This window comes from Leisingera sp. ABD4_442 (assembly GCF_056160905.1).
In genome coordinates this window covers 95,317-120,281 of record NZ_JBSWYB010000004.1, presented here as the reverse complement: position 1 = coordinate 120,281, position 24,965 = coordinate 95,317, and the positions used below count along the sequence as shown (strand labels likewise).

At 57.6% G+C, this 24,965-nt stretch carries 20 protein-coding genes, 1 tRNA gene and 1 pseudogene; 14 read left to right on the top strand and 8 right to left on the bottom strand.

What is annotated here, in order from left to right:
* Positions 1 to 10: 10 nt before the first annotated feature.
* From ACXAHG_RS05355 to ACXAHG_RS05345, 3 genes are all read right to left on the bottom strand, one after another.
* Complete coding sequence (locus tag ACXAHG_RS05355; protein ID WP_475056287.1) at positions 11 to 1,903, bottom strand: cation:proton antiporter domain-containing protein; 1,893 nt, start codon at positions 1,901 to 1,903, stop codon at positions 11 to 13.
* Positions 1,904 to 2,005: 102 nt separating this feature from the next.
* Entirely contained in the window at positions 2,006 to 3,226 is a 1,221-nt protein-coding gene (locus ACXAHG_RS05350; protein WP_475044425.1) for a PAS domain-containing protein, read from the bottom strand.
* Between the two features lie 66 nt (positions 3,227 to 3,292).
* The gene (locus ACXAHG_RS05345) at positions 3,293 to 3,748 is read right to left on the bottom strand and encodes an Lrp/AsnC family transcriptional regulator (RefSeq protein ID WP_475044423.1); all 456 of its coding nucleotides are present in this window, start codon (positions 3,746 to 3,748) and stop codon (positions 3,293 to 3,295) included.
* A 151-nt stretch (positions 3,749 to 3,899) separates the two neighbouring features.
* Here ACXAHG_RS05345 and hppD point away from each other — a divergent pair, with 151 nt between their 5' ends.
* Entirely contained in the window at positions 3,900 to 5,000 is a 1,101-nt protein-coding gene (gene hppD / locus ACXAHG_RS05340; RefSeq protein WP_475056285.1) for a 4-hydroxyphenylpyruvate dioxygenase, read from the top strand.
* Between the two features lie 63 nt (positions 5,001 to 5,063).
* Here the strand turns inward: hppD and ACXAHG_RS05335 are convergent, their stop codons facing one another.
* Positions 5,064 to 7,652 carry a hypothetical protein gene (locus ACXAHG_RS05335; RefSeq protein WP_475056284.1) on the bottom strand — a complete coding sequence of 863 codons (2,589 nt, stop codon included), beginning with the start codon at positions 7,650 to 7,652 and terminating at the stop codon, positions 5,064 to 5,066.
* Between the two features lie 176 nt (positions 7,653 to 7,828).
* On the opposite strand from ACXAHG_RS05335, the gene ACXAHG_RS05330 reads away from it, so the two are divergent.
* Positions 7,829 to 8,548 (top strand): SIMPL domain-containing protein, encoded by a 720-nt coding sequence (locus ACXAHG_RS05330; RefSeq protein WP_475044420.1) that lies wholly within the window; start codon positions 7,829 to 7,831, stop codon positions 8,546 to 8,548.
* 65 nt (positions 8,549 to 8,613) lie between these two features.
* Here ACXAHG_RS05330 and ACXAHG_RS05325 read toward each other — a convergent pair whose 3' ends face one another.
* On the bottom strand, positions 8,614 to 9,906 hold the full coding sequence (locus tag ACXAHG_RS05325; protein ID WP_475044418.1) for an O-acetylhomoserine aminocarboxypropyltransferase/cysteine synthase family protein: 1,293 nt from the start codon (positions 9,904 to 9,906) through the stop codon (positions 8,614 to 8,616).
* A 263-nt stretch (positions 9,907 to 10,169) separates the two neighbouring features.
* A complete protein-coding gene (locus ACXAHG_RS05320; RefSeq protein ID WP_475056282.1) occupies positions 10,170 to 11,159 on the bottom strand; it encodes a hypothetical protein in 990 nt (329 codons plus the stop codon).
* A gap of 143 nt (positions 11,160 to 11,302) precedes the next feature.
* On the opposite strand from ACXAHG_RS05320, the gene ACXAHG_RS05315 reads away from it, so the two are divergent.
* Positions 11,303 to 11,794, top strand: a complete 492-nt coding sequence (locus ACXAHG_RS05315) for a hypothetical protein (RefSeq protein ID WP_475056281.1) — start codon at positions 11,303 to 11,305, stop codon at positions 11,792 to 11,794.
* Positions 11,795 to 11,834: 40 nt separating this feature from the next.
* On the opposite strand, the gene ACXAHG_RS05310 is transcribed toward ACXAHG_RS05315, so the two are convergent.
* Positions 11,835 to 12,557: a hypothetical protein gene (locus ACXAHG_RS05310; protein ID WP_475056280.1), complete on the bottom strand. Its 723-nt coding sequence runs from the start codon at positions 12,555 to 12,557 to the stop codon at positions 11,835 to 11,837.
* A 493-nt stretch (positions 12,558 to 13,050) separates the two neighbouring features.
* On the opposite strand from ACXAHG_RS05310, the gene ACXAHG_RS05305 reads away from it, so the two are divergent.
* The 5 genes from ACXAHG_RS05305 (at position 13,051) to ACXAHG_RS05285 (ending at position 16,738) form a co-directional block, all read left to right on the top strand.
* Positions 13,051 to 13,126: transfer RNA gene (locus ACXAHG_RS05305), tRNA-Thr, on the top strand.
* 955 nt (positions 13,127 to 14,081) lie between these two features.
* The gene (locus tag ACXAHG_RS05300) at positions 14,082 to 14,966 is read left to right on the top strand and encodes a hypothetical protein (protein WP_475056278.1); all 885 of its coding nucleotides are present in this window, start codon (positions 14,082 to 14,084) and stop codon (positions 14,964 to 14,966) included.
* A gap of 641 nt (positions 14,967 to 15,607) precedes the next feature.
* Positions 15,608 to 15,904 (top strand): hypothetical protein, encoded by a 297-nt coding sequence (locus ACXAHG_RS05295; protein ID WP_475056277.1) that lies wholly within the window; start codon positions 15,608 to 15,610, stop codon positions 15,902 to 15,904.
* Positions 15,905 to 15,916: 12 nt separating this feature from the next.
* Entirely contained in the window at positions 15,917 to 16,303 is a 387-nt protein-coding gene (locus ACXAHG_RS05290) for a hypothetical protein (RefSeq protein WP_475056276.1), read from the top strand.
* 117 nt (positions 16,304 to 16,420) lie between these two features.
* Positions 16,421 to 16,738: a hypothetical protein gene (locus ACXAHG_RS05285; protein WP_475056274.1), complete on the top strand. Its 318-nt coding sequence runs from the start codon at positions 16,421 to 16,423 to the stop codon at positions 16,736 to 16,738.
* A 619-nt stretch (positions 16,739 to 17,357) separates the two neighbouring features.
* On the opposite strand, the gene ACXAHG_RS05280 is transcribed toward ACXAHG_RS05285, so the two are convergent.
* A complete protein-coding gene (locus ACXAHG_RS05280; protein ID WP_475056272.1) occupies positions 17,358 to 17,759 on the bottom strand; it encodes a hypothetical protein in 402 nt (133 codons plus the stop codon).
* Positions 17,760 to 18,449: 690 nt separating this feature from the next.
* On the opposite strand from ACXAHG_RS05280, the gene ACXAHG_RS05275 reads away from it, so the two are divergent.
* From ACXAHG_RS05275 to ACXAHG_RS05250, 6 genes and pseudogenes are all read left to right on the top strand, one after another.
* The gene (locus ACXAHG_RS05275) at positions 18,450 to 18,881 is read left to right on the top strand and encodes a hypothetical protein (RefSeq protein WP_475056270.1); all 432 of its coding nucleotides are present in this window, start codon (positions 18,450 to 18,452) and stop codon (positions 18,879 to 18,881) included.
* A gap of 197 nt (positions 18,882 to 19,078) precedes the next feature.
* Complete coding sequence (locus ACXAHG_RS05270; protein WP_475056269.1) at positions 19,079 to 19,585, top strand: hypothetical protein; 507 nt, start codon at positions 19,079 to 19,081, stop codon at positions 19,583 to 19,585.
* A 393-nt stretch (positions 19,586 to 19,978) separates the two neighbouring features.
* Positions 19,979 to 21,886, top strand: a complete 1,908-nt coding sequence (locus tag ACXAHG_RS05265) for a calcium-binding protein (RefSeq protein WP_475056267.1) — start codon at positions 19,979 to 19,981, stop codon at positions 21,884 to 21,886.
* Between the two features lie 536 nt (positions 21,887 to 22,422).
* A pseudogene (locus ACXAHG_RS05260) lies at positions 22,423 to 23,774 on the top strand (IS3 family transposase).
* Positions 23,775 to 23,970: 196 nt separating this feature from the next.
* Positions 23,971 to 24,345 carry a hypothetical protein gene (locus ACXAHG_RS05255; RefSeq protein ID WP_475056266.1) on the top strand — a complete coding sequence of 125 codons (375 nt, stop codon included), beginning with the start codon at positions 23,971 to 23,973 and terminating at the stop codon, positions 24,343 to 24,345.
* A 125-nt stretch (positions 24,346 to 24,470) separates the two neighbouring features.
* Complete coding sequence (locus tag ACXAHG_RS05250) at positions 24,471 to 24,911, top strand: toxin-activating lysine-acyltransferase (protein ID WP_475056265.1); 441 nt, start codon at positions 24,471 to 24,473, stop codon at positions 24,909 to 24,911.
* Positions 24,912 to 24,965 lie beyond the last annotated feature (54 nt).

The window sequence follows — 24,965 nt, the reverse complement described above, 5'->3', positions numbered from 1 at the left end:
CGGGGCTGTTTCATTCGGCGGCCTCGGAGGATTTCTTGCGCTTGCGTTCGGCCATGTCAAAAATCGCGCTTTCGATGGCTTTCTCCAGCTCCCGCGCCCGTTCGATATAGGCGGGGTTCTGGCTGGCGGGCACGCCGGGGATCCAGTGCTGGGCCAGATCGCGCAGGTTGGCCCGGTCATGGGCATAGAAGGTTTGCGCGGCCTGCGCAGCCTCATATTCGCTGAGGCCCACGTTCTCCAGCACGTAGCGGCCGGCGCGGACCGAACTGTCGAACATTTCGCGCACGATGTCGTCGGCGCCGGCCTGGTACAGCTCATAGACGTGGTTGCGGTCCTTGGCGCGGGCGATGATGTGCAGATCGGGATAGGAGCGGCGCACATATTTGACCATCTTGACCACGCCCTCCGGGTCATCCAGCGCCACCACAAAGACCTTGGCCTTGGCGATGCCCGCGGCCTTCAGAAGTTCCGGCCGGGTCGGGTCGCCCAGAAAGCTTTTGACCCCGAAGCGGCGCATCAGCTGCACCGCCTCCATGTCGTGGTCCAGCACCACGGTCTTAAACCCGCTGGCCTGCACCAGCCGGTTGACGATCTGGCCAAACCGGCCGATGCCGGCGATGATTACCGGGCCTTCTTCGTCGATTTCATCCGGCTCGTGGGCTTGCAGCGGTTCTCCCATGCGTTTTGACAGGAAGTCATAGAGGATGAATAGCAGCGGGGTGATCAGCATCGACAGGGCGATTACCAGCAGCAGCTTTTCGGACAGGGCCGGCGGGATGACGTTCAGCTGGGTGGAAAACGCCAGCAGCACAAACCCGAACTCGCCGGCCTGGGCAAGGCTAAGGGTGAAAAGCCACAGCCGGCGGCGGCGCAGGCCAAAAGCGTGGCCAACCGCAAACAGCACTGCGCCCTTGGCAAAGATCACCAGCAAGGCCAGGCCGATCAGGTCGCCGGGGTCGGCCAGGAACTGGCGGTAGTTGATACCTGCGCCGACGGTGATGAAGAACAGGCCCAGCAGCAGCCCCTTAAAGGGGTTGAGGTCGCTTTCCATCTCGTGGCGGAATTCAGAGTTGGCCAGCACCACCCCCGCCAGAAAGGCGCCAAGCGCCGGCGACAGGCCCACCAGGGTCATAAGGAAGGAGATGCCGACAACAATCATCAGCGCCAGGGCGGTGTACATTTCACGCAGGTTGGAGGCGTGGATGAAACGGAACAGCGGCCTGGTCAGATAGATGCCTGCCAGGATGATAAAGGCAATCGCGGCCAGCGTGACCAGCGCCACTGCCCAGCCGGGCAGCCCGTCGACCAAAGACAGCGAGTGGTGGCCGCCGCCATGGCCGCCTGCGCCCTCCCGGCTGATGGAGCCGTCGGAGGCGAATTGCGGAATGGCATAGGTGCCCAGCAGCGGCAGGAAGGCCAGGATCGGAATGACCGCAATATCCTGGGTCAGCAGCACCGAGAAGGCAGAGCGCCCGCCGCCGGTTTGCATCAATCCTTTTTCCGACAATGTCTGCAAAACAATTGCGGTGGAAGACAGCGACAGCGCCAGCCCGACCGCAAGGCTGACGTGCCAGGGCTGGCCCGCGGCCATGGCCGCCGCCATCAGAACAACGGTGGAAGCGGCAACCTGCATGCCGCCAAGTCCGATCAGCTTGTCCCGCATCGCCCAAAGCGCGCGCGGCTCCAGCTCCAGCCCGATCAGGAACAGCATCATCACCACGCCGAATTCGGCGAAATGGCGCAGATCTTCGGTTTCGGCGCCGGTAAGGCCCAGGACCGGGCCAATGGCGATGCCTGCAGCCAGATAGCCCAGCACAGAACCCAGCCCCAGCCGGGCTGCCAGGGGAACGGCGATGACGGCGGCCCCCAGGTAAATGGTTGCCTGATAAAAAAACTCTTCCATGTAGAAGGTATCGCAAGCAGGCCGGGGCCTTGGCAATCATTTTGGCAGCGAAAGGCTGAGGCGCTGGCAATCCGGCGCCTGCCGGGACCGCTGCGGGCGGTCTTAGTGCTCCAGAATGCGGATTTCTTCGCTTAGCTTGCCAATACGGTCCAGCCGCCGGGAGATCCGCTCCTGAAAACCGCCCAGCTGGTCGATGATGTCGGCCAGGGTTTCGCCGGAATCAGTCAGCCGGGCACTTTCAATCTTGAGCAGGACACGGGTGGAGCTGAGGCCCAGGAAGTGGCGGTGCATAACTTGGCAAGCGCTGGTGATGCGCACGGCTTCTTCATCGACCTCTTTCATGCCGTCCTCCGAGCGTTTGACCTGCGCCTTGACCAGGTCGCCCAGAATCTTGCGCTCGGCCTCCATATCGACATTGCCCAGGTCGCGGCGCTCCTTTTGCAGCTGGTTGTCGCATTCGATCAGGATGCGCGCCATGCCTTCGACAAACAGGCTGTTGTTCACCGAAGATTTGATCTTGGCGAAATTGCTGTTCTTTCCCATCACATGAGCGGCGAACCAGTCCGACATTTCGCGCGACATCGAGCCATAGTTTTGTGACAGAACGGTCACCGGACCGCCCGAGGGTTCGATCCGCGACGCCAGCACACGCAGGTTATGCGGGATGGTATGCATCGCGTCGAAGTCGGTAATCAGCCCTTCGGTTTCCTCTACCAAGGTCTCCGCGTCCCGCAGCATGCTGGTCAGCTCCTGGACGCGGGCGTGCGGCTGCTGGCCCAGCCCGTGATCGCGGGCAATCAGCTCCTGGCTCAGCGCGTGGGCGGCGAATTGGTGGTAATCTTCATACCCCTGGCTGTTCAGCCAATCGAGGAGATACTGCGCGCTGTCCGCGGGATTGACGCCTTCGTCCTTTTCCCGCTTCAGCATCTTGGCGTAGAGGCTGCGCACCTGGTCAAACAGTTCGCTGCTGGGCTTGATACGGGCGGACAGATACCCGTCCTGGCAGGGCACCACCACCGCAAACACCCAGTAGTACAGCCCGTCCTTGGACTTGTTCTTGACGTATGCCCCCATCGATTCGCCGCGCTGGATGGTGTCCCAGAACAGCGAAAACACGCCCTTGGGCATATCCGGATGGCGGATTACTTTGTGCGGGGCGCCGATCAGCTCTTCCCAAGGATATGCGCCGACGCGGCGGAAGACATAGTTGCCGGCCTGGATCACACCCCGGCTGTCGGTTCTGGAGAAGAACACTTCATTGAGGGCGAACGGGGCCTCGCCGCTGGTGGGGCGCGTTTCGACGCGGCGGTCAACAAAAGACACGGCACATTCCACTTTGGGTTACAGTAGTCGTTACTGCATCTTTACGCCGAAATCCTTCCCAGCTGGTTAAGTCGGCAGCGGTGCATCGCGTTTTAATTGTGCCATTACGATCTGGCTTTGGACCCTGGAGACGGCGGGATGCGGCAGTAAAATGCCGTGAATGAGCGTATTCAGCGCCTCCAGGTCGGCGCAGTAGACACGCAGCAGGTAATCGGCCTCGCCGGTCATCGTCCAGGCAGAGGTGATTTCCGGCTGGCTGGCCACCAGGCGGGCGAATCCCTTGGATTGCTCCGGCCCGTGGCTGCCCAAATGCACTTGCACGAAGCCCTGGACCGCCAGCCCCAGTTTTGCTGGGTCCAGCCGTGCCGAATAGCCTTGGATATAACCGTCGGCCTCCAGCTTTTGGCGTCGCCGTCCCGCTTGGCTGGGCGAGAGATTGAGCATTTCACCAAGTTGCTGTGCGGTCAGATGCGCGTCTTTCTGCAACGCTGCCAGAAGTTTCATGTCTGTTGTGTCTAGCATGCGGAAAATCTCCATACTTTTAACTATTCTCGCGGAAATTGCGCGCGGATCAAGGCGTGGGTGCGAAACAATGCGGAAAACAAGCATGCGATATGCGGTATTCTTGATGCAAGAATTCACTTGTTTCCCCATGATCTCAAGGAGATGCGCAATGGGCCCGTTCCCGCATAATGCCCCGAAATCCGAAATCACGACTGAGAACCCCGCAGGCACCGATGGCTTTGAATTCGTTGAATTTGCCAGCCCCGAGCCGGAAGAGTTGCGGGAGCTGTTTACCCGCATGGGCTATGAATTGGTGGGGCACCGCAAGGACCAGCCGCTGGTGGAGTTGTGGCAGCAGGGCGATGTGACCTATATCCTGAACGCCGACCCTGAGAGCTTTGCCGCAAAGTTCGTGGAAGAGCACGGCCCCTGTGCCCCGGCGATGGGCTGGCGTGTGGCGGATGCGCAAAAGGCATTCGATCATGCGGTTGCCAAGGGCGCAGAGGCCTATGATGGGCCGGGCAAGGTGATGGATGTGCCTGCGATCAAAGGCATTGGCGGGTCGCTGATCTACTTCATCGATCAGTACTACGACACCTCGCCCTACAACGGCGAATTCGAGTGGTTGAAGCAGTCCAAGCCGCGCGGCGACGGGTTCTATTACCTCGATCACCTGACCCACAATGTCTACAAGGGCAACATGGACAAGTGGTTCAGGTTCTACGAGGAGCTGTTCAACTTTAAGGAGATCCGTTTCTTCGATATCCAAGGCAAGTACACCGGCCTGTTCAGCCGCGCGCTGACCTCGCCCTGCGGCCGCATCCGGATCCCGATCAACGAGGATCGGGGCGAGACCGGTCAGATCGTGTCCTATCTGAAAAAATACAACGGCGAAGGTATCCAGCACATCGCAGTCGGCACCGAGGACATCTATGCCAGCACCGACGCGATTGCCGGCAAGGGCCTGAAGTTCATGCCTGGCCCGAATGACACCTATTATGAGCTGTCCAAGGAACGGGTGCACGGCCATGAGGAGCCGCTGGACCGCATGAAGAAACACGGTATCCTGATCGACGGCGAGGGTGTGGTGGACGGCGGCGAAACCCGCATCCTGCTGCAGATCTTCTCCAAAACCGTGATTGGGCCGATCTTCTTCGAGTTCATCCAGCGCAAGGGCGATGACGGCTTTGGCGAGGGGAACTTCAAGGCGCTGTTTGAATCGATCGAGCGCGAGCAGATTGAAAACGGCGAGATTCAGGCCGCAGAATAGTCTGTCAGGAAAGCAGGCTAAGCCGGGTTTGCCTCGCAGGCCCGGCTTTTCTTCGGGCTGGTCTTAGCCCTTGGGCATGGTCAGAGTGCGGTTGCGGCCGCCTTTCTGGTATTGCAGCTGGCTTTCGCCGATGGCGATCACCCGGCCGCCGTCAATGCGGTCGCCGACTTGCACCTTCTTGTATCGGCCGGAGGGCAGGCGGACCAGGGCGCGGCGGTCGGAGGCAGTGCCATAAACGCCGATCAGGTTCAGCTTGCGCAGGTTGATGGCGTTATTGACCGTGGCGCGGCGGGCAACAGAAGCCGCTGTTGGAATGCGCGGTGCGGCGGCCGCTGCGGCGGCAGGCACCGCGGCGGCGGTTTGCACCTGATTCTGGGAATTGCGGCGGGCGCGGTCGACGAGATTGGCGAAGTTGGCGGGCCGGCCACGGGGCTGCACCGATGCGGCAACGGCCAGTTCCGTTACCGGCAGCTGTTCCTCTTCGGCGGATTTCAGGCTCGCAGGCCGTTTGCGCGGCCGCAAGGAGGCCAGCTCTGCCCGGCTGAGGCCGCCAAGCTGTGCCCGCTCCACCTGTTCCTCCAGATCTGCAGGCCGCGGCTTTGGCCGTTTGCGCGACAAGACTTGGTTGCGCGCGACTTCCTCGGCCAGGGCCTCGGCCGCCGGGTCGCTGCGGTCAGGTGCGGGCGGCGGCACCACCTTGGGGCGGCCCTTGAAAATCATGATGCCATCGGGGTTGAGCGTGCCATCAGGGCTCGCCTTGACCAGGCCGCGCCCGTCCAGATCAAACGCTTTCCCGGCGGCGGCGGGGGAGGCGACAGGGGCAAGTTCCAGATCGTTGGAAAAGCTATCCGGCTGCGGCAGCGCCACGGCATCGGGGGCTGATCCGGTCCGGTCGATGGAAGCGGTGTAAAGTTCGTCCAGCCCGGCGCCAGCGGGGAACTGCCCCAGATCCGGTGCAACCGTCCAGACGCCGGTGGCTGCATAGCGCGCAGCCTGGGCCAGCGGGTCCAGCGGCTGCTCCGCCGCGGTGTTTTGCGGCGGGCTGATATTGCCGGGCTGCAATGTTTCCGGTTCCAGGAAGGCCGTGTCAGTGCCTTCCTCCGGCAAGTCCACACCGTCTGCGGCGGCTTCATCCGCGACAGACGGGTGCAGATTAGCGGCGCCGGTCCCGGCCAGTTCCGGGTTGCCTTCCTCAAAACTCTCAGCTGCATCCGCGCCGGTGTCTGCTGCTCCGGCATCAGGCTGTTCTGCAAGCACGCTGACCTGCGGGGCAATCGGTTGCGGATCGGCCTCTTCGCTGGGGTGGTCCAGCACAGCCGGCGTGTCATTCGGGCCAGAGTTTTGCGCCGTGCCGCCGTCTGCTGCGTTAACTTCGGGGGCGGGGGACAGACGTTGATCCGGTTCCGGGCTGGAGGTCAGGAAAGCTTCTTCGCCCAGCACAGCCCAGACAGCCGCAGCGGCCAGGAACAGCAGCAAGACTGCGGTCAGGATCAGCCCCAGATGCCGCGGCTTGCCTTTGGTTACGGTCTTGTTTTCTTGTGCCTCTGCTGCAGGCTTTGCCTGGACCGCGCCGGGCGCTTCTGATGCGGTTTCCCGCAGGGCGGCCGGTGCAGGGGGAATTGACGGGCGGGGTGCAGCAAGCGTTGCCGTGTCCAGAACCAAGGCCGGCTGTGCCGCGCCCAGCGGTATGGCTGCGGCCGTCTCTGCGCCGCGTTTGGGGGCGGCAACAAGCGGTACGGGAGACGCGGTGCTCTTGTCATCTTCGGCGGTTTCAGCGGGTGCAGTGGCGGTATTGGCGGCCGGCGGAGCGGGCGGCAGGCTCGAGGGTTTTGCAGATGGCGCCGCGGGGCCTGTCTGAGGCGCATCAGCCAGGGGCTGGTCGTGTCCGGCGGGGGCAGGCTTGGAAACAGCGTCGGGGCCAGCCTGTGCTGCCGCCACTGCAGGAGCGGCAGGTTCTGGCTGCTCTGCCTGGTCTGCATGATCCGGCAGAGGGTCGTCCAGCACTGCAGCGTTTAAAGTGCTGTCTTCGTCCTTGGCTGGATCATCTGCCGCCTCCGCCGCGTCTGCAGCGGCATCTTCACTGGCAGTTGCTGGTTCTTTGGCAGAAACCGGAAGGTCCAGCGGCCCTGCCACCGCAACAGCTTCGCTGTCCGGTTCCACCTCAGTGCCGCGGATCGCCCGTGTGGTGCCAAAGAACGGCTCACCCAGAAACCCGCTGCCGTCCGGAACCGCAACGAAGCTGACCGGTCCGAACCCGTGTTCAACGGCAAATGTCTCTGCCTCATCCAGTGTTTCCAGTGCCACGGCCGCGACATGGGTGATGCTGCCATCGGCTGAGATGTCAAAGGCCAGCTCATCCACGGAATAGGGGGTCGCCCCAACCAGCGCCTGCCGGGCAGTGTCAATTCGGGCATCAGCCGGAAGATCACCGGTCTCGACGGGCAAATAGCGGATCTGGTCGTTGGGCAGGATAAGTTTGGAAAAGACGCCTTCCGGTTCAAGCCGCAGCGCTGCCTCGCGCATTTCCGCCAGCGCGGCGGGCAGGTCGCCGGCATCGAATGGCGTGAGGGCAACGCTGCGCCAGCCGTCGCCGGCGCGATAGATCAACTCAATACCATCAGAGGAAAGCGAAAGTGCAAATGCCGGTTTCATGCTTTGGGTCAAACCCTCAAAATCCATACTGCCCGGGGCCGCTTGGCGCGCCCGGTGTTTTGCCGCGGACCTTAAAGCAGAAACCTGCCGGGTTAAAGGAAAAGACCGCTGCGGGGGCTTGCGGGCGGCAGTTCGCCGCCCCCATCTAGAGGGCATTCCAAAAGGAGCTATTGAGCATGAAAGCAAAGAAACTTCTGGCAGCGGCGCTGATGCTGTCGGTGAGCACTGCGGCAATGGCGGCGGACGAGGCACAGGCGTTGCGGCAGATCACCGTGAACGGTGAGAGCATGGCGCAGGTGGCGCCTGAGCTGGCAACCATCACCCTCGGTGTGACCGAAGAGGCGGAAGAAGCCGCCGCTGCAATGGCCGCGGTCTCGGACTCGATGGCGGCGGTGATTGCACGCCTCAAGGACGCGGGCATTGCTTCGGCGGATATGCAGACCCGGCAGATTGCCATGCATCCTGTCTGGTCTCAGGACCGCTCTTATGACAGCGGCGGCCGCCGCGAGATCACCGGTTTCCAGGCCTCCAGCACGCTGATGCTGCGGGTGCGCGAACTGGACCGGCTTGGTCCGGTGCTGGATTCGGTGCTCGGCGCCGGTGCCAATCAGTTCCAGGGCCTGAGCTTTGGTGTGGAAAATCCGGAGGCGGTGACTGACAGGATTCGCGGCGAGGCGGTCAAGGACGCCATCCGTAAAGCCCAGCAGCTGGCTGAAGCCGCGGGGATGAAGCTGGGGCCGGTGCGGACGATCAGTGAGCATGGCAACGGCGGCGGCCGCCCGATGATGGCGATGGAAATGGCCCGCAGCGATGCGATGCCCATTGAGGCGGGTGAGCTGACCTTTACCCACACCGTGTCGGTTGTCTTTGACATGATGGCGCCGGGCGGCGAATAGGCCCGGCGGAAATGGAAAAGGCCGGGCAGGGCGCCCGGTCTTTCTGACTTGAACGGCGGGAGACCTCAGCCGCAGGCCTTGGCCAGGGCCTGATCCAGGTCGCGGATAAGATCATCCGCATCCTCGATGCCGATGGAGACGCGCACCACATTGGGGCCGGCGCCCGCAGCTTCCTGCTGCTCCGGAGACAGCTGGCGGTGGGTGGTGGAGGCCGAGTGGATGATCAGCGACCGGGTGTCGCCAAGGTTGGCCACATGGCTGAAGATCTCCAGTGAATCCACTAGTTTGACGCAGGCCTCGTACCCGCCCTTGACGGCAAAGGTGAACAGGCCGCCGGTGCCCTTGGGATAGCACGCCTGAGCGCGCTCGTAATAGGGCGAGGACGGCAGGCCCGCATAGGTCACATAGTCGACGCGATCATCGTTTTCGAGCCATTCGGCCACCTTGCGGGCATTCTCGCAATGGCGCTGCATCCTGAGGGAAAGGGTCTCGATCCCCATCAGCGTGTAATGCGCCGCTTGCGGGTTCATCGTCATGCCCAGATCGCGCAGGCCGATGGCGATGCCGTGGAACGTATAGGCCAGAGGGCCGAAGGTCTCATGGAATTTGAGCCCGTGGTAGGCCGGTTCCGGCTCCGACAGCGACGGGAACTTGTCATTGGCAGACCAGTCGAACTTGCCGCTGTCGATCACACAGCCGCCGGTCACGGTGCCGTTGCCGGTCAGATACTTGGTGGTCGAATGCACGACCAAAGCAGCGCCCTGGGCAATCGGGTTGCACAGGTACGGTGTGGCAGAGGTGTTGTCGACGATCAGCGGAATGCCCGCAGCATCGGAGACATCTGCCAGCGCCCGGATATCGGTTACATAGCCGCCGGGGTTGGCAATGGATTCGCAGAACACCGCGCGGGTGTTTTCGTCGATCGCCGCCTTCACTGCGTCCAAGTCGTCGGTGTCGACGAATTTTGCCGACCACCCGAAGCGTTTGATGGTCTGGCTGAACTGGGTGACGGTGCCGCCGTAAAGCCGGGTCGAGGCCACCACGTTGCAGCCCGGCCCCATTAGCGGGAACAGTGCCATGATCTGTGCCGCATGGCCGGAAGAGCAGCACACCGCGCCAACGCCGCCTTCGAGCGTTGCCAGGCGTTCCTGCAGAACCGCGACGGTGGGGTTGGTCAGGCGCGAATAGATAAAGCCGACTTCCTGCAGGTTGAACAGCGCGGCTGCATGTTCGGCGTCACGGAAAACATAGGCGGTGCTTTGATAAATCGGCGTCTGCCGCGCGCCGGTGGCCGGGTCCGGTTTGGCGCCGGCGTGGATCTGCAATGTGTCGAAACCATAGGACGGAGCGTCTGACATGAGGTGGTCTCCCTGAAAGGTCTTTTGTCTCGCGCGCACCACAGCATGGCTGCGTGCCAAAGGCAATCACGTGAATGCCGCAGCAGAGGCCTCCCGCCCGTCGCCGGCCGCCTGACGGCAGCCGCTCCCGTTGGGCCTGGCGCCATGTTGCGCATGGCGCGCGCCGCGCATCGCGCGGCGCCGGGCCCAACTGTGAGAGGCATCCGGCGGATGCCCGGGAACAGGCGGGAGCGCCCGGTCACGAGAGGGGCAGCCGGCCGCCGTCAGCGCATCCAGAAGCCTTCAGACTTGATCCGGTTGCGGATCGCCTGTTCGCGCCGGGGCAGATTGCCCTGATCAAACAGCGCCCGGACCTTTTCACCGCGGCCCTGATAGACCATGCGCTTTATGGGCTCATAGCCTTTCAGAACCTTCTTGATCCGGTTCGGCGCGGTGATTTCATGCAGCAGCTCCACCACCCGGTCGCTTTCGCGTGCATAAAGCAGCGGGAACAATCGGTAGTGGCAGCTGGTCCTGCCATCCAGATAGCCGCCAGGCAGCCCGTCGCGGCCGCCGCCAAAAGAGTGGATCACCAGCGGCAGCACAATCTGATCCAGCCAAGGATCCAAGGCCTGGCAAACCAGTTGCGGAGGCGGATCGTTCAGCACCGACTGCGCGTAGACCAGAAACCGCTTGCCAAAGGCCCGCGGGCAGGCGCCGTAAAAGAAGCCGGCGTTGAAATAAAGATACCGTTTCCAGTATTCATCCGGCTGGCTGGGATCGAGGCTGGACAGGAAATCCAGCCCAAAGCGGTTGTAAAGAGATTGCCAGATCCCGCCGTAGCCGGGACCGTAAAGCGTCGGTTTCGGCCAGGTGCCCTCAACCCGCAGCGAGGCGGAGGGGCGGGAGAAGTCAAACGGCACGTCCGCCAGCTCGTCCGTGATCAGCGTGTCAGTGTCGAAGAACACAAAAGGTTCGCCCTTGGGCATTGCCTGCAGCGCTTCGATTTTATTGCCGTAAGGATAGGAAGCGCCAAACACCTTGCTCTCGAACGGCAGGATCTCGGCCCCCAGATCCGCCAGCGCCTGCAGAACCTCTGCGTTGCGGATGCTGGGATCCTTGTCCCACAAGGGGCCAGGCTGAGGCACCGCCACAAAAAGCCGGCCCGCAAAGCCCGGTGAGCAATGGCGCAGCGAGGCGGCAAACAGCACGGCTTCATACTGCAGCCGGCCAGCTTGGCCGATGATCATCACATTGAAGGGGGCATTTACCATTGTTTTCCCCGTTTTCCGTCTCTTCCGGGCGGATAGGACTGCCTGATAGAGTAGCTACTAGCCTGCAGGGCGCGGCGCAACCGGCCTGCGGCAATTACCAACGGGTCTGTGCCGTGCCGGGCGCAGACCGGGGAGAAGAAAAGATGATCGACGTGTTCCTTGCCATTCTGGCGGCATCGGTTCAACCGGGAGAGCCGAAAGGGGCAGGCACGGCCGCCGCCGGAACGGCAGAACCGGCTGCGCAGCAGGCGGCGCTTGCCGCAGAGCCGCAAGAGGCCACCGGCCGCTTTACTACCGCGCTTGAAGTCAAGCCGATCCTGGCGGCCACCCGGACCAATTGGATCCATGTGCGCGAGTTCGACGGACAGGACCTGCTTTATGTCACGCATCTTTGGTCATGGCGCTGCGGCCTCGCCGGGATCAGGCTGGGGGTAAACGGTCAGGCGCCGCAGGATTGGCCGCTGCCCGCCTGCCATCTGGAGGAGGGGTTCCCCAATATGATCAAGGAAGAGGATGGGATGCCCTACCGCAGCTATCCATTAGGCTCGCTTCAGCAGGTCGCAGTGGAAATCACCTATGATGATCTGAGCACCGAGAGCCTGATTTTTGGCCGCGACGGCCAGCCGCTGGAATAATGGGGGCTGACCCAAGAACGGGCCGGGCAGACCGCAAGCGTCAGGGGGCGATCAGAGCTACCCCGGGCATCCGCTGGATGCGAAAGAGGTCTTCTTCGTAAAGTTCGCTCAGTTCGTCCACCAGCCCGGCTGTCCAGCCTGGCAGATCCAGTTCCTCTTCCAGTGCCTCTTCGCGGGCGAATTTGTCCAGAAAGGCCGCATAAACCCGGCGCTTGTGGATTTCCGTAAGGCCGGGATGGGCCGCCAGATAGGCGCGCAACCGTTCCAGCCCTTCCGGTTGCAGAAGCGCCGCCAAAAGATCCATTCCGCCCTTGAGGCCGGTGCCGGCCTCCAGCCCTCCCAGCTCGCGCAGCACTTGCTCCCAGGTCAGCGGCAGATCTTCATAGCACCAGACCGTGACGGGCATGCTGGGCGCCATTTTGCGCATCTGTTCCAGCAGCTGCGACCAGCGCAGCTGCCGCAGGTCACAGCCTTGCAGCGCCTTGTTTTTAATGGCCCGGCTGGATCGAGCAAACAGTGCCGGCAGAAAGGTTGCCGGGTTGCGCAGCGCCATGAAGACCTCGGGTGCGTCGTAAGGAAACAGTGCCTGCAGCGCTTGCAGCCGCGTGCCGGCTTCCGGATAAAGCCGCCCTTCCTGCAGTGCGTGCCTGGGCGAGCCAAAGAAATGCGGATTGGACAGTATGACCCGGTCGGCCTGATGGTCCCCCAGGATCGCATCCCACAGCAGATCAGGCGCATCCTCCGCGGCGGATCCATTCTTCATCGCGGCAATGCAGTCCTTCAGCAGGGTCCGGTACCGCCCAGGGCCTGGAACGGCCGTGCCCTGCGTGGACAAACCGTCCGCGTTTTTCAGCAGAGCTTTCAGCAGAAGGTCTTCCTCCGTCGCATGCGCTCCGCAGTGGATAATGACCTGCATGACCTGGCCTGTTTTTACGGGTTTCTTACAATCAGACCTACTTCGGCCCCGCAGCAAGGTCAAACCTGTGCTTGAAGCACTGTTTCCTGGCGGGTTTGAGTTCCGCAGAGTTTCAAGTGCAGCTGTTAAAATGCGGCGGCAGATCCGGGCGGGGGCATTTGCCAGGGGCACTATCCCCGAAATGTGCCTAAACTGATGATTCCGGGTGCCATACACGCTTGACGCCTTTTGCAGACTTTAGTAACAGACGCGGGCAGATCGGGCCGAGGCGTTTCCTTTGCCCTAAACGGCTTGATTGGGCGGTTGCCTGGCGTCTCGCCGAAAACCTGCAATTGTGTGTGCCCCTATAGCTCAGCTGGTAGAGCAACTGATTTGTAATCAGTAGGTCCGCGGTTCGAGTCCGTGTGGGGGCACCATCTTTTCAATAAGTTAGTGGGCTTCCAGCGAATCCATTGACCCGCTTGTCCTTCTTGGGGGACGTATGGGGGACATTTTCATCGGGCTTGCGAAAACGCTGCGTTCGTGACGGATTTCTCCCTCGCGGCACTTGTCGCGCGATCTTTAGGCCTCAGTCCACAAAGCGTTTCAGCCAAGAGTAGCGGTGCTGCGAATCTTCTCTTCCTAGCCTTTTGCTTGCCTGGATAGGGGGCTTATACCTCGTTGACATTCTAGCGCGGCCACGCAGGCTTGCCTATTTGTTCGACGAGGCTCAACACAGGCTAGTCAGCCATATTGGTGCCATTTTTTCCTGATTGCTTATTGGATTGAGCACCAGATCCGTCTCCTTCGCGCACGCGCGCGCATGTATCCGCACTATTTTCGACTTACTGAGACATGCTTCCTGCACAATATTCCGGAAGACGGTCATTCCGGGCGGCCTTGCTCAAGGTTCCGTAAGTGTCGGAATGTTAATGATTTTTTGTCATTGATCTAATCTGATAAGTCTTGGTGTCTACAGTGCCGCATCTCTTGCTTCCTTAACTCTGCCTGGGGCCCTATCTCGGCAAAATGCGATCTGGTTTTGTTTCCGAATTATCAATGGTCTACCTTTGCTAACCAGCTCTACGGCGGCAACCAGCCTGCAGATGCCGCGTCGCGGGCGCTTCGCCAAAATAGAAGTTGAGCGGCAAATATGGACCGCGGGGGCAGTATCACCTATTGTGGTCGTATGGACATTCTTGCCGAGATAATCTTCCGATTGGCGCCAGTTGAAACTGCTGCAGGACGATAAGATTCTTCTTCTTTCACCGCCTCGTGCACTTGGGGCAAGACCTGAACACCCTTTGACCATCTGCCGCGGAAAGTTCTTGCAAAAACCCAGCCAGGTTCGCGTTTCCGGCAGATGGAAATCCGGTTCTCACGGTTAATAGTTTGGTTCACGATCTCAAAACATACACTCTTGTTTCCTGGCGCTGGCCGGGTGACGCGCATTGGCGAGTCAGCGCAGTTGAAGGCAAGCGCGACAAGTTGGAGGCTGACTTGGCAGCTTTCAAGAAAGCCGAGTTCAACTGTTTAAGTGTACTTAATGTGACGCCAGAGTATCTGGAACTCGCCCAGTTCGGACTGGCCAAGCTAAAAGGCTGGAGCTGCATTTTGGGCTCCAATTCCTGGGTTCGGCTTGATGAGCCTTTCCCGCTGCCCCAAGCTGAGCTTACGCCAGTGGAGATATCTTTTGAGCTTGCACAGGTGATCAACGGGTGGATCAGCGTCAATGTGAAGTTCGAAGAAGAAAAGATAGAACTCGTTCTAAACGATGTAGAAGATTCGCTCGTGCTTTGGGCGCGCTTTGCCGCATGCTTGAAAGCGGGCGGCGAGCCCCACGCGTTTCTGGCCGACGATTTGACGACCTGGTTTGCTGTCCGCGCGTTGAAAGAGCAGGACCAATGTCATCTACGCATTGTCAGAACCGGCCGTGGTAAGCGCGTATTTGATCTGGCGTTGAACAGGAGGTGCTTTTCAGCGGCATTCAGCAAACTAATGCTTGAATTGGCAGAACACCCTTGGCTGGGCCATATGTGGCTGTGTTTCGGTTCTTTGGGCCACGCTGAGTATGAGGCTGTTGACAGTGAGGCCGAGGCGGACTGGCAGAAACTATTGGATTGCAACAGTGTTGAGGATGACTGGGATGCGCAAGAGGAATTTATCGCCCGGAGAGTTGTTGAGCGGGTTCAGTTGCCTTCTTCCTGCGACGAGTTTTCTGCAAAGACACGCCGGATGCTTCGAAGTTTAGAAATCCCGGCGGAATGGCTGCACTGAAGGAGAGCAGGCCGAAACCCGGTTGCGGCACGCCTATCACAGCGCATTTGAGAGCAGCGGTGAGAAAGTCGACCACGGTAGCGGTGGGATGAACCTGCTGCCGTTGACCGAAAGGTTGCCCCTCGCGTGTGCAGCACGTGGAGAACGGCGCTAAGCGGCCGCTGATAGAACCGCCAACAAAAGAGAGTGGCGGGACTATCCGGCCATTCGCTGCGGATGAAAATTTGTGCTTCTGATCAGCGGCAGCCAGAATTAGCCAAAGTCCGCTTCCTGGACTTTGTTGGAAAGGTTCAGTTCACGCGGATCGCGCACCATTGGCGAGGAGGCACGCTATTTCTGGGATGTGGTGAAGAAGAAAACCACGCGACCCTAGTCGGTCCTGATTAAGCGGACAAACCTGATCAGCTTCCTGCAGTCCGGCGATACGCTGGTTGTGGCCGGGGGGGAGTGCCTGGGCCTGTCAGAAGCGGATGTGAGGTGGTTCCTCGGGGAAGTGAGCCGACGGGTGCAAAAAAATATCGTCAGTGGTGGCTCTGTGGTTGTTGAACCTGAGGCCGACACAACCGATATTATCGAGCGAGTGAAGCGACACCAGAAAGCGTTGTATATGCCGAATTATCGTTCGAAACAGGAAAACAGCTATGAGTGATTTTGATAAAGGTTACGGCCTGTACTACGAGCCCTCGCGCGAGATTTTCAAGTTTCGGTTGAATATTGAAGGCGTGGGGTTCTTGTTCGCGATCACAAGGGAGGCCTTAACCGATTGCCTGGAGACGGAGGACACGAAGGATCAGGCGGAAAAGAACTTCTGGGAACACCAGGAGGAGATCATTGCGGCTGCAAAACAGTTCATGGCTAAAGGCAGCACCGATGAAGAGGGGGTCTTCATTCTGAAGACCGACTTTTGCGAAGGCCGTTTAAGGCCAAAGTTCAGCTGAGGAGGGATGGCTTTGACTGACAGATACCAGAAGCAATCCGCAATGATTGGTAAAATCCTCGAAATTTTCGAGCCCGTTGGAATTGAGCCCGTGTCAATTGACGGGAGAGTCATAGCAAGTGGTGACGCGGAATTTCCCCTCCTTATTAACTGCATGACATGGTTGATCCAAGAGGAGATTCTTAGAGTTGAAAGCTGCAGGGGCGAAGGCCGTTGGGTTGGCTGCCGGTTAACGTCAAAGGGCATGTACCTCTTGGGCCGTAAAGTTGAGATCGGCGGCAAGAGCCTACCTATGCCACAGGCTGTGAAGCAGGCCCAAAGCGGAGGGTGGGATGCCGCAAAGGCCGGCGAGTTCTTGGGCGGCCTGTTTAGCGGAGCGTACAAGACGATGAACTCCTAGTTCACCCATAAAAGGAGGCAAGCGCTGGCCTCTAAATTGGCGCAGAAACATAGTCTTAAATTGAGATGGCGAGGGCCAAGTTCTTACCTAAAAAAGGATGGGAACCTAGCGTTCGTTATGAGGGAAACCAAGGAGAAGTGTGTGAAAAATTTTGAAATGTCCGGTGCTGGTGTGATTGTCGTTGGTGGATCAGAGTACCCCGTAAACTACGACATAAAAACCGTGCCCGACGGTGCACACAGAAAGATTAGGTGTGTTCTTTCGAACTACCCGGGTCAACTGTTTGGCGTCCTGTCCGTAGCTATGAGCCCCGCTGAACTAAGGACACAAGACGAAACTAAGCCCATACCGGTGTTTGTGGAAACAATGCAGTTGGGAAGCCCTATCCTGGCACACATTAACTACTCTGATATCCCCAAGGTTCTCATCAACTAATGTGAAGCTAGTAGCCGTCCAACTAAGGAGCAGCAGGGGGATGTGCGAGTGCCAGTCTTGCGGCAAGGAGATCAAAATCGACACGCTGGTTGACACTGAGTTGTGGAAAGAGATCAGCCCAAGAGTCCAGAAACCGCCCCTCAGCGGCGATCTGAACGGGCCAGTGACCCATTGCGCGACGGAGACACGTTGGAGGTGTCCGGCGTCCCTGTGCGCTTGCAGGGGCCGACTTGTGATGAGCGCGGGACTGTTCTCGGGGACCGGGCAACCCGTGCCGTTTCCAGGCTAGTACGCGGCCACGCGGTCTCCTGCCGCCTGACTGGAGAGAAGACCTATGACCGGGAAGTAGGCCGCTGTTCTCTGCCCGATGGGCGGGACATTGGGGCGGTACTGATATGCGGCGGCGAGTGCGGCAGGTGCGCGCGCTATGATCCGCAGGGTGCCTATATAGATGTGCAGCGGGCCGCGGGACCATTTCCGGGGCGGCAGCCGGGTTACTGCCAGATCTGAACGGAGCGTTCACCTCGCCAAGCGAAACACCAGTCTTCTGACCCTCAGAAATGCAGGAAGCCCCGGCCAGCGCCGGGGCATTAGCTTTTTCATTGTCGTCAGGTTGGCTTCAGTTTTCCTGAATGTAGGAAATTGCGAACTTGATCAACTCGTCAAGTTCGGCTTGAGTTACAACCTCTTTCTTTCGAAGAGTTATTTGGTAGCTTTCAGAAATCGTCCCTCCAGACATGACTTCTGCCATCATGGTGGATTTATCGCGAAGAATCGCAGGAATCATCGCCCTTTTTGCATCATCCAGCCCAATTTCGCCGGTTACAAACTTGGCGGCTATTATTCCAGGGGCAGGACAAGCAGCTCCGAAAGTTCCCACCTTCATTCCTTCGAATGCATCGATCATGAATGAATCTACGGTTTTTTCTGCACTTTCTATCGATACTGCCTGTGCAAATGAGAGAGATGGAATAGAAGTTACAGCAAGTACTACTGCTGATGTGAGAAGGAACTTACGCATACCTAACCCTCGCTATAATCGCTAAAGACACATTAGATATACTAGCACAGCGTGTGTGTTGGTGTCAGCATGTAACTCCCGTTTGTCTTTCTGACTGCCGCGACATCGGCGCGGTGTTGGTCTCCGGCGTAATGCGGTCGATGTAAGCAATACTACCCTCAGAGACGTAGATTTACGCGGTTGGCACCGGGGTTTTTTGCCCTAAATTTTGTGCTGGGTATGATTCTTGTTGGCAATTTGCTATCTTTCGTGTCCGGTTTACTATTTTTCCGATGAAGTTGTTTGCTCTTCATGGGGGGGGTGAGGTGACAGATACACTTAAGGGATGGGCTATTCCCACAATGGGGGGATTAGCAGACCACACCTATGTAACCAGCAGTGCAGGGCATGTTTGGCCTTGCTGGGGACGCAGTTCAGGCGGCAGGCAGGTTTGTTCCGGAACTGGCAATGCCGACACGGCTGATTGCCTGTCACAGCCGCGGTCGGAAGCCGGTATCGACTATGGGACCACGGGAGTGTGTCACCAGACATCAAACCGGATTCTTCGTCCGTCCGGGAAAACCGTGTCCAGAGCCAAAGGCTACCTGGGGTCCGCATTTATGTGGGGACACTTCGGGAAAGATGGAGTTCCGTGGCCAGAGCTTGTGACTTGTCAACTAAGCCACCAGCATTGAAGTGATGGAGGTTGATTTGGATAAATTCGACATTTTTGATAAGAAGATAGCTGAGATCTATAAAAGCGGCGCGAAAGAGCGCTTAAATCTGGGCGGCAGCGCGACTGACTTTAGGCGGAGAGAGTTCAGAGCCATGGCCGAAACCTTTTTGGGTGATGAGTACAGCGACACGAGACTGCTGGAGGTGGAGAAGCTGCAAACGCAACTCCATGAGAAGCAGGAGCGCCTTTTGGAGCGTTTTCAGGCCGGTGAGATTGGCCCGAAAGAGTATGTTGCTTCTTTCAACACATTGCTTCGGAGCATTTTTATCGATTGTGAAAAGATTCTCGGTAAGCAGGATTTTCTGAAGCTGTTTGGTGCTCCAGTCGATGAGCTCGGCGGGTACATTGACCAGGAGATTTTCTTCGCTGCTCATGGCATTAATCCGGAAGGAGTTGCCACTCCCTAGCGTAGGGCTGACTGACCGTTGCAAGTGCCAGGCAGCGCTGTATGCCCACTAGAACAAGGAAGAGCCCGGCACTTGCCGGGACTTCCCTGTCAGAACGTCGTTCCTGATATCACGTTCCCGGTTCACCCGTTGAGTTCGCGGCTTGAGGGGCTGAGCGGCGGTGCGAAGAGCTGGAAGACCGGCTGCTGTTTCGCCAGATGCGTTCTGCCCTGATTTGTTCAGCGTATTCGATTGCTGAGGCAGCCATTGTTGGCTTGGCGCCTAAACTGCGGGCGGGAGACGTAGAAGTAAGGCAGGCCTATCAGCTAGGCGCTGGAAGGGTCGCGAAACTATACAAGGTGCAATTCGCTATTCAATCCGAAGCGCGTGCCTGCAACTCGGCGCAATGGGACAGAGAATGGAGTGACCTGCATCGACTGAGGTTGCTTCGAAACACATTGGTCCACGAAGGCGGTATCGGTCACGAGGGAGACCTTATAGGAGCTTCTGATCGGAATGATGGTTTTGGTGTTTGGATCGAATCGATGTTTGAAGATGTTGAGGCTGGGGTTTCGGTTTTGGTTGTCGGCGATACTCACTTCAGGCTGTGGATGCAAAGGTTACAGCGCGTAGTTCTCGACGTCGACGCTGATCTGCATGGGGCGGCGGGCAAACAGTCCAATAAAGGAGGGCTTTGGATTTTCCGAAGAGCGGACATCCAATGACAACCTTTCCTTCCGCAAATGGCCGGGCTTCCTAGCCGCAACTCAAGGTCCGCAAAGGGCTCGAACCGGACACCAGTCCGTACTGCAGCGGACGGCGGGATTGAGCCCAAAGCCGCCATCGACGCCTTGCAAGGATGCTGCAGACGCACCAGGCCGCTCGCCCATCCACACACGACATTGAACACGGTTTAGGCTTTCGCTGGAGCAGTGCGTCGCAAACCGAGCTAAAGAGACGTCAGTGCACCGCATGCGACTGGCTAATCGCTACCAAAGAACTCAGTCTCGTTGAAGTGGCCTTACTCCCACAACTTGACTTCACCAAAGTTTTATTGTTTCAAGCTTAACAATTTTTCCGGTCATCACTCACCGGAACCATCTATTGAAAGTTGCCAAATGACTGTCATCAATCGCACTATTGTTTCTTCCAAAACTGATGAATTCCAAATGAATGGTTTTGAAAGTGGCGACCAGTACGGCGCCTCACTGCTTCCGCTCTCAGGCGGCGGTTTTGCGATTGTTTATGGCAATCACTTCAGTAGCACAGACTCTTTGGCGCTCACGATTTTTTCGGCTGATGGAGAGCCAGTGGAGACAGAATCGGGAGCCTACACTCTGCCTTACTCAGGTTCCGCTCTCGGGGTGCAGATGTACGGTGAGCCTTTGATTGCCGAGAATTCCGACGGAAGTATCCTGCTGCGCTGGATTAGCGACAATAGTTCGTGGCAGGATAAGGTTCTGATGACCGCTTCCGTCTCCTCCGACGGGGCAATCGAAAGGCCGCAATCTCTTGTCAGCAACACCTTGTTTTTTGGCAACGCGGCGCTCGCGGTTGGTGCCAACGGCCAACAGCATACAATACTTCAGGATGAGGTTTTTGAATCTCTGTACTTAAATGTTAAAACGCAAGATGGTTCCCATCTGAATATCTTCTCTGTTGCTAGCGGATTTGTAAACTATCAAAACGTTGATATCGCAGCTCTATCTGATGGGAAGATGCTAATTGCCGCAACTGAAGTGAGCGACGATGGCACGAATCCAATCCATCTCCAATTTCGTCAATCATCAGGACTGTCTGAGGGTGCCTTCTTTGTAATCGATCCTGTTGGCCCATCAGATGATGATGAAGAAATTGAGCTTGCAGCATTACCCGGTGAAGGTTTCGCTCTGGCCTATGCCAGCACCTATGAGAACGGGACAGGGGTGACACTGCGAATTTTTGATGACCTAGACAACAATCCGGACGGCATCACTGTAAGAGCGGATTCCAACTTCGCCGCGACCGAAAGCGATGTTGAAGTCACGGCTCTCCCTAATGGTTGGGTTGTCGTTAGTTGGACATCTGAGTCTGATGGTCAATCTGACGTTTACGTACGAATTTATGACCAGAAAGGTACTGCAAAGTCAGACGCTTTGCTGGTTTCTAGCGGTCAATCAGACGCAGTTGACCCCAGCTTGGCCGCATTAACTGATGGGTCGCTGGTTGTATCCTGGACCGATTCACGCGGAGACTCAGATGGTGACGCAATTCGAGGAACTATCTTGGAGATTGTCAATCGGGCTACTGGGGATGCTGGTAATAACCAGCTCAATGGCAGCGACATCGCCGATGTTCTCAAAGGTAACGGAGGCAAGGACAAGCTCTTTGGGCTGGCCGGGAACGACACGCTTAACGGCGGGCAGGGCAACGACAGTCTTAAGGGAGGGGCTGGGAATGACGTGCTGCGCGGTGGAAATGGTAGCGACCTGGCCCTTTTCACAGGTACGGAAGATGCTGTAGTCCGCTTGGGCAGCACTAAGGCACAGAACACAGGCTATGGAAGTGATCGGTTAATCGGAATCGAGCGGGTCAGGACAGGTAGCGGTAATGATAGCGTTTCCGGCAACGGTGAAGCGAACCAGCTAGAAACAGGAAAAGGCCGTGACAGGCTTTATGGTAAAGGCGGCAATGATGAGCTCCGCGGAGGAGCAGGTCACGATACGCTTTGGGGAGGCCGCGGTGAAGACGTTCTGCTTGGAGACAACGGAAGGGATGTACTTGACGGGGGGAAGGGAAATGACCTTCTAATCGGAGGGCAAGGAAGTGACATTTTTGTTTTCGCAAAAGGCGACGGGCTGGACAAAATCTCTGATTTTGAAATCGGAGTAGACAAGATCCATATCGCCAACGGTGCATCCAATCTAGGAAAGCTCACTTTCGATCAGGATGGTGATGATGTGGTGCTTTCGTTCCGCAACGTAGAGATCGAGATCGAAGGAGCATTGGTGTCCGACCTCCAGGATCCGGGAAACTTCATATTCTAAGACCGTTTCGGCACAATGGCCGCGATTTTTCTCCTTTTGGCGCGCTTGATGATTCTATATTTCTTACTAACGTTTTTGAGATACTTTTCGCGAGAAATATAGGTGGTGCATCTCAAATACGCGCTTGCTAGCCAGAAGTTCTATCACCGCTAATTTACTATTGGTCTCAACCGCAACACTCAGGCCTTTGCACAATCTGGTTGGAAGCCCCCTAGTCTTTGTCGACTCGAGAAAGCTTCTTTTGTAAAGAGAGGTGCAAACGCAATTTTATCTTTCTGGAATTGATTTGATCAATCCATTTGCGCTTTACGGGTTTAAATATTTTCATAGTCCGCTTTCTTGCGAGAAGCGGCCCTGCGGGATAGCCGAGGCCGCACCCGCAGCGAACGGCAGCTGCGTCCCGCGATCTGTTCCAGAAATGCTGCACTGTGTACCAACGGCCGGTTTGGGGTGTCTGACGTCAGCGCCAATGGGACAGTTTAGGGTGATTTGATAGGAGAGGGTTTCTGGCACATCGTAACCACCAAGGAGTGGAGATGAGACAGAAACCCGGAACCAAGCAGAGCCACGGCGAGAAGGTCGTCAAGGACATCCGTCGCGCCACCCGCAAACAGTACTCGGCTGAGGAGAAGATCAGGATCGTGCTGGACGGCCTGAAAGGCGAGGACAGTATTGCAGAGCTGTGTCGCCGCGAGGGTATTGCCCAAAGCCTGTATTACAGCTGGTCAAAGGAGTTTCTGGAAGCCGGCAAGAAGCGCCTGGCGGGTGATACGGCACGTGCGGCGACGTCGAGCGAGGTCAAGGATCTGCGCCGAGAGGCCCGCGACCTGAAAGAAGTCGCGGCCGAACAGGCGCTTGAACTGCGGCTTCTCAAAAAAAGCATGATCGCGGATGGGGGCGACGACGAATGAGGTATCCCGCATCCGAGAAACTGGAGATCATCCGCGTCGTCGAAAGATCGCATCTGCCGACCAGGCGCACGCTGGACAAGCTCGGCATCCCCAGGACGACCTTCTATCGCTGGTATGGTCGGTATCTGTGGGGTGGCCCCGAGGCGCTTGAGGATCGCAGTCCCAAGCCGTCACGGGTCTGGAACCGCATTCCCGAGCCAGTGCGAGAGAAGATCAAGGACCTCGCCCTGCAGGAAAGCGAGCTGTCGCCGCGCGAGTTGGCCGTGCGCTTCACAGATGCGGAAAAGTATTTTGTGTCAGAGGCTTCCGTGTATCGCATCCTGAAATCCTACGACCTGATCACCAGCCCTGCCTATGTGGTTCTGTCCGCCTCTGACGAGTTCCGTGACAAGACCACACGGCCGAAGCAGCTTTGGCAGACCGACTTTACCTACCTGAAGGTCATCGGCTGGGGCTGGTTCTACCTGTCCACGATCCTCGACGATTACAGCCGTTATATCACCGCCTGGAAACTCTGCACGACGATGAAAGCGGGTGACGTGACCGGCACGCTGGATCTGGCGTTGCAGGCCTCGGGCTGCGATCAGGCAACCGTACGGCACAAGCCACGGCTGCTGAGCGATAACGGGTCGAGTTACATCTCTGCTGAGCTGGGTTAGTGGCTGGAAGATCAGCAGATGGATCATGTCCGCGGTGCCCCATATCACCCGCAAACTCAGGGCAAAATCGAGCGTTGGCACCAGACCCTCAAGAACCGCATCCTGCTGGAAAACTACTACCTGCCCAGTGATCTCAGGCAACAGATTGGCGCCTTCGTCGACCATTACAATCACCGGCGCTATCACGAGAGCCTGCAGAACCTCACGCCCGCAGACGTCTACTTCGGCCGCGGCCAGGCCATTTTGAAACAAAGAGAAAGGATCAAAAGGAAAACCATCGAAACCCGGCGCTTGCTTCACCGCAAATCCGCCGCATAATCACAACGACCAGATGAGCCAGATCCTCTCTTAGCTCAGACAGCCATCTGTCCCAATATCCCTGACGACGGACACTTGACTACTAAACTCTGCTCCCTTATGGAGACAAGAAGGCAGGGCCATTTTAAATAAATAATCCTTAACGCCCAAACCAACATTCTCAATTATCCAGAAAAACATTTACAGAAAGCATAACGTGATTAATATTGTTGTAGCGATATCATTATCACTAACCCTCAGCATCTTGGACAATTTAGTCTTCGCAACACCCGCCGGTAGCGTTGCGATGCTCTGTGCAGTGTCGGCACTAGCAACGGTTGCGGAGATTGCTTCAAAGAGGGCTGGCATTATGGATTATAAGATAATCAAAGGGTCAAGACTTAGCCTTGGAACTTATTTGACTGCAACGATGTATTTCACAGCTACACCTCGACCTGGATTGCTAATCCAGTCTGATTACATTTCCCTTTATGCGGACGTTGCTTTTGAGACCGTTCAATTAACATTATTCTTTATCTGCTGCCAGGTGCTACTGCAAATGTCACAAAGACTTGACCTTTCGGAAGAATAGAGAGCGATCAACTGCAGTTGCCTGCGTCCACGAATCTTCACAATCACCATGTCGCGCAAAATAAACCAATCGAAAGCATTTTAGATTGATCGCAAGAATTGATCTAAGCAATATGATTGCAAAAAATGTCTGTAAATGATGATTTAGCCTTAGCGGCACTCTGCAGAGCAATGTCAGTCTGCCCGGTGCATCGCAAATATGTACTAGCAGACATCAACACCATGCTAATACCACCGATCCGTTACAAGCAGTACAGATTTTTCAGAGGTGAAAGTCAGTTTGGTGCAATCACATGGGCTTTCTTGAACGAAAGAACCGCGGCCAAGCATGTTGAGAATAAGGTCCCCCTTGCGTTCGAAGAGTGGCAGTCAGGCAGCCAGTTTTGGATCATTAGTTTGATCGGCCATGGTATAAAGCCGCGCATGTTGCTGCCAAAACTCGCGGCCAGATTCCCGTACGAAAGGGTAAATTATATTCGCAGGGACCACCAAATGAAGGTCACAAAAATCGTCTCTTTGGAAAGGCGAAACGGCAAGCTCATAACTTCTCAGCAACGTTTAACCTAATCACTGGCATTCTGAGGCTTTACACTTTTAGCTGGCGTCGGGATGCCTCGCTCC

Coding starts and splice junctions, on each gene's coding strand:
- ACXAHG_RS05325 (WP_475044418.1), bottom strand. CDS start 9,906: ATGTCAGACGCTCCGTCCTATGGTTTCGACACATTGCAGATCCACGCC.
- ACXAHG_RS05335 (WP_475056284.1), bottom strand. CDS start 7,652: ATGAAACCGGCATTTGCACTTTCGCTTTCCTCTGATGGTATTGAGTTG.
- ACXAHG_RS05285 (WP_475056274.1), top strand. CDS start 16,421: ATGAGGGAAACCAAGGAGAAGTGTGTGAAAAATTTTGAAATGTCCGGT.
- ACXAHG_RS05250 (WP_475056265.1), top strand. CDS start 24,471: ATGTCTGTAAATGATGATTTAGCCTTAGCGGCACTCTGCAGAGCAATG.
- hppD (WP_475056285.1), top strand. CDS start 3,900: ATGGGCCCGTTCCCGCATAATGCCCCGAAATCCGAAATCACGACTGAG.
- ACXAHG_RS05345 (WP_475044423.1), bottom strand. CDS start 3,748: ATGCTAGACACAACAGACATGAAACTTCTGGCAGCGTTGCAGAAAGAC.
- ACXAHG_RS05280 (WP_475056272.1), bottom strand. CDS start 17,759: ATGCGTAAGTTCCTTCTCACATCAGCAGTAGTACTTGCTGTAACTTCT.
- ACXAHG_RS05270 (WP_475056269.1), top strand. CDS start 19,079: ATGCGTTCTGCCCTGATTTGTTCAGCGTATTCGATTGCTGAGGCAGCC.
- ACXAHG_RS05310 (WP_475056280.1), bottom strand. CDS start 12,557: ATGAAGAATGGATCCGCCGCGGAGGATGCGCCTGATCTGCTGTGGGAT.
- ACXAHG_RS05315 (WP_475056281.1), top strand. CDS start 11,303: ATGATCGACGTGTTCCTTGCCATTCTGGCGGCATCGGTTCAACCGGGA.
- ACXAHG_RS05330 (WP_475044420.1), top strand. CDS start 7,829: ATGAAAGCAAAGAAACTTCTGGCAGCGGCGCTGATGCTGTCGGTGAGC.
- ACXAHG_RS05320 (WP_475056282.1), bottom strand. CDS start 11,159: ATGGTAAATGCCCCCTTCAATGTGATGATCATCGGCCAAGCTGGCCGG.
- ACXAHG_RS05295 (WP_475056277.1), top strand. CDS start 15,608: ATGAGTGATTTTGATAAAGGTTACGGCCTGTACTACGAGCCCTCGCGC.
- ACXAHG_RS05265 (WP_475056267.1), top strand. CDS start 19,979: ATGACTGTCATCAATCGCACTATTGTTTCTTCCAAAACTGATGAATTC.
- ACXAHG_RS05355 (WP_475056287.1), bottom strand. CDS start 1,903: ATGGAAGAGTTTTTTTATCAGGCAACCATTTACCTGGGGGCCGCCGTC.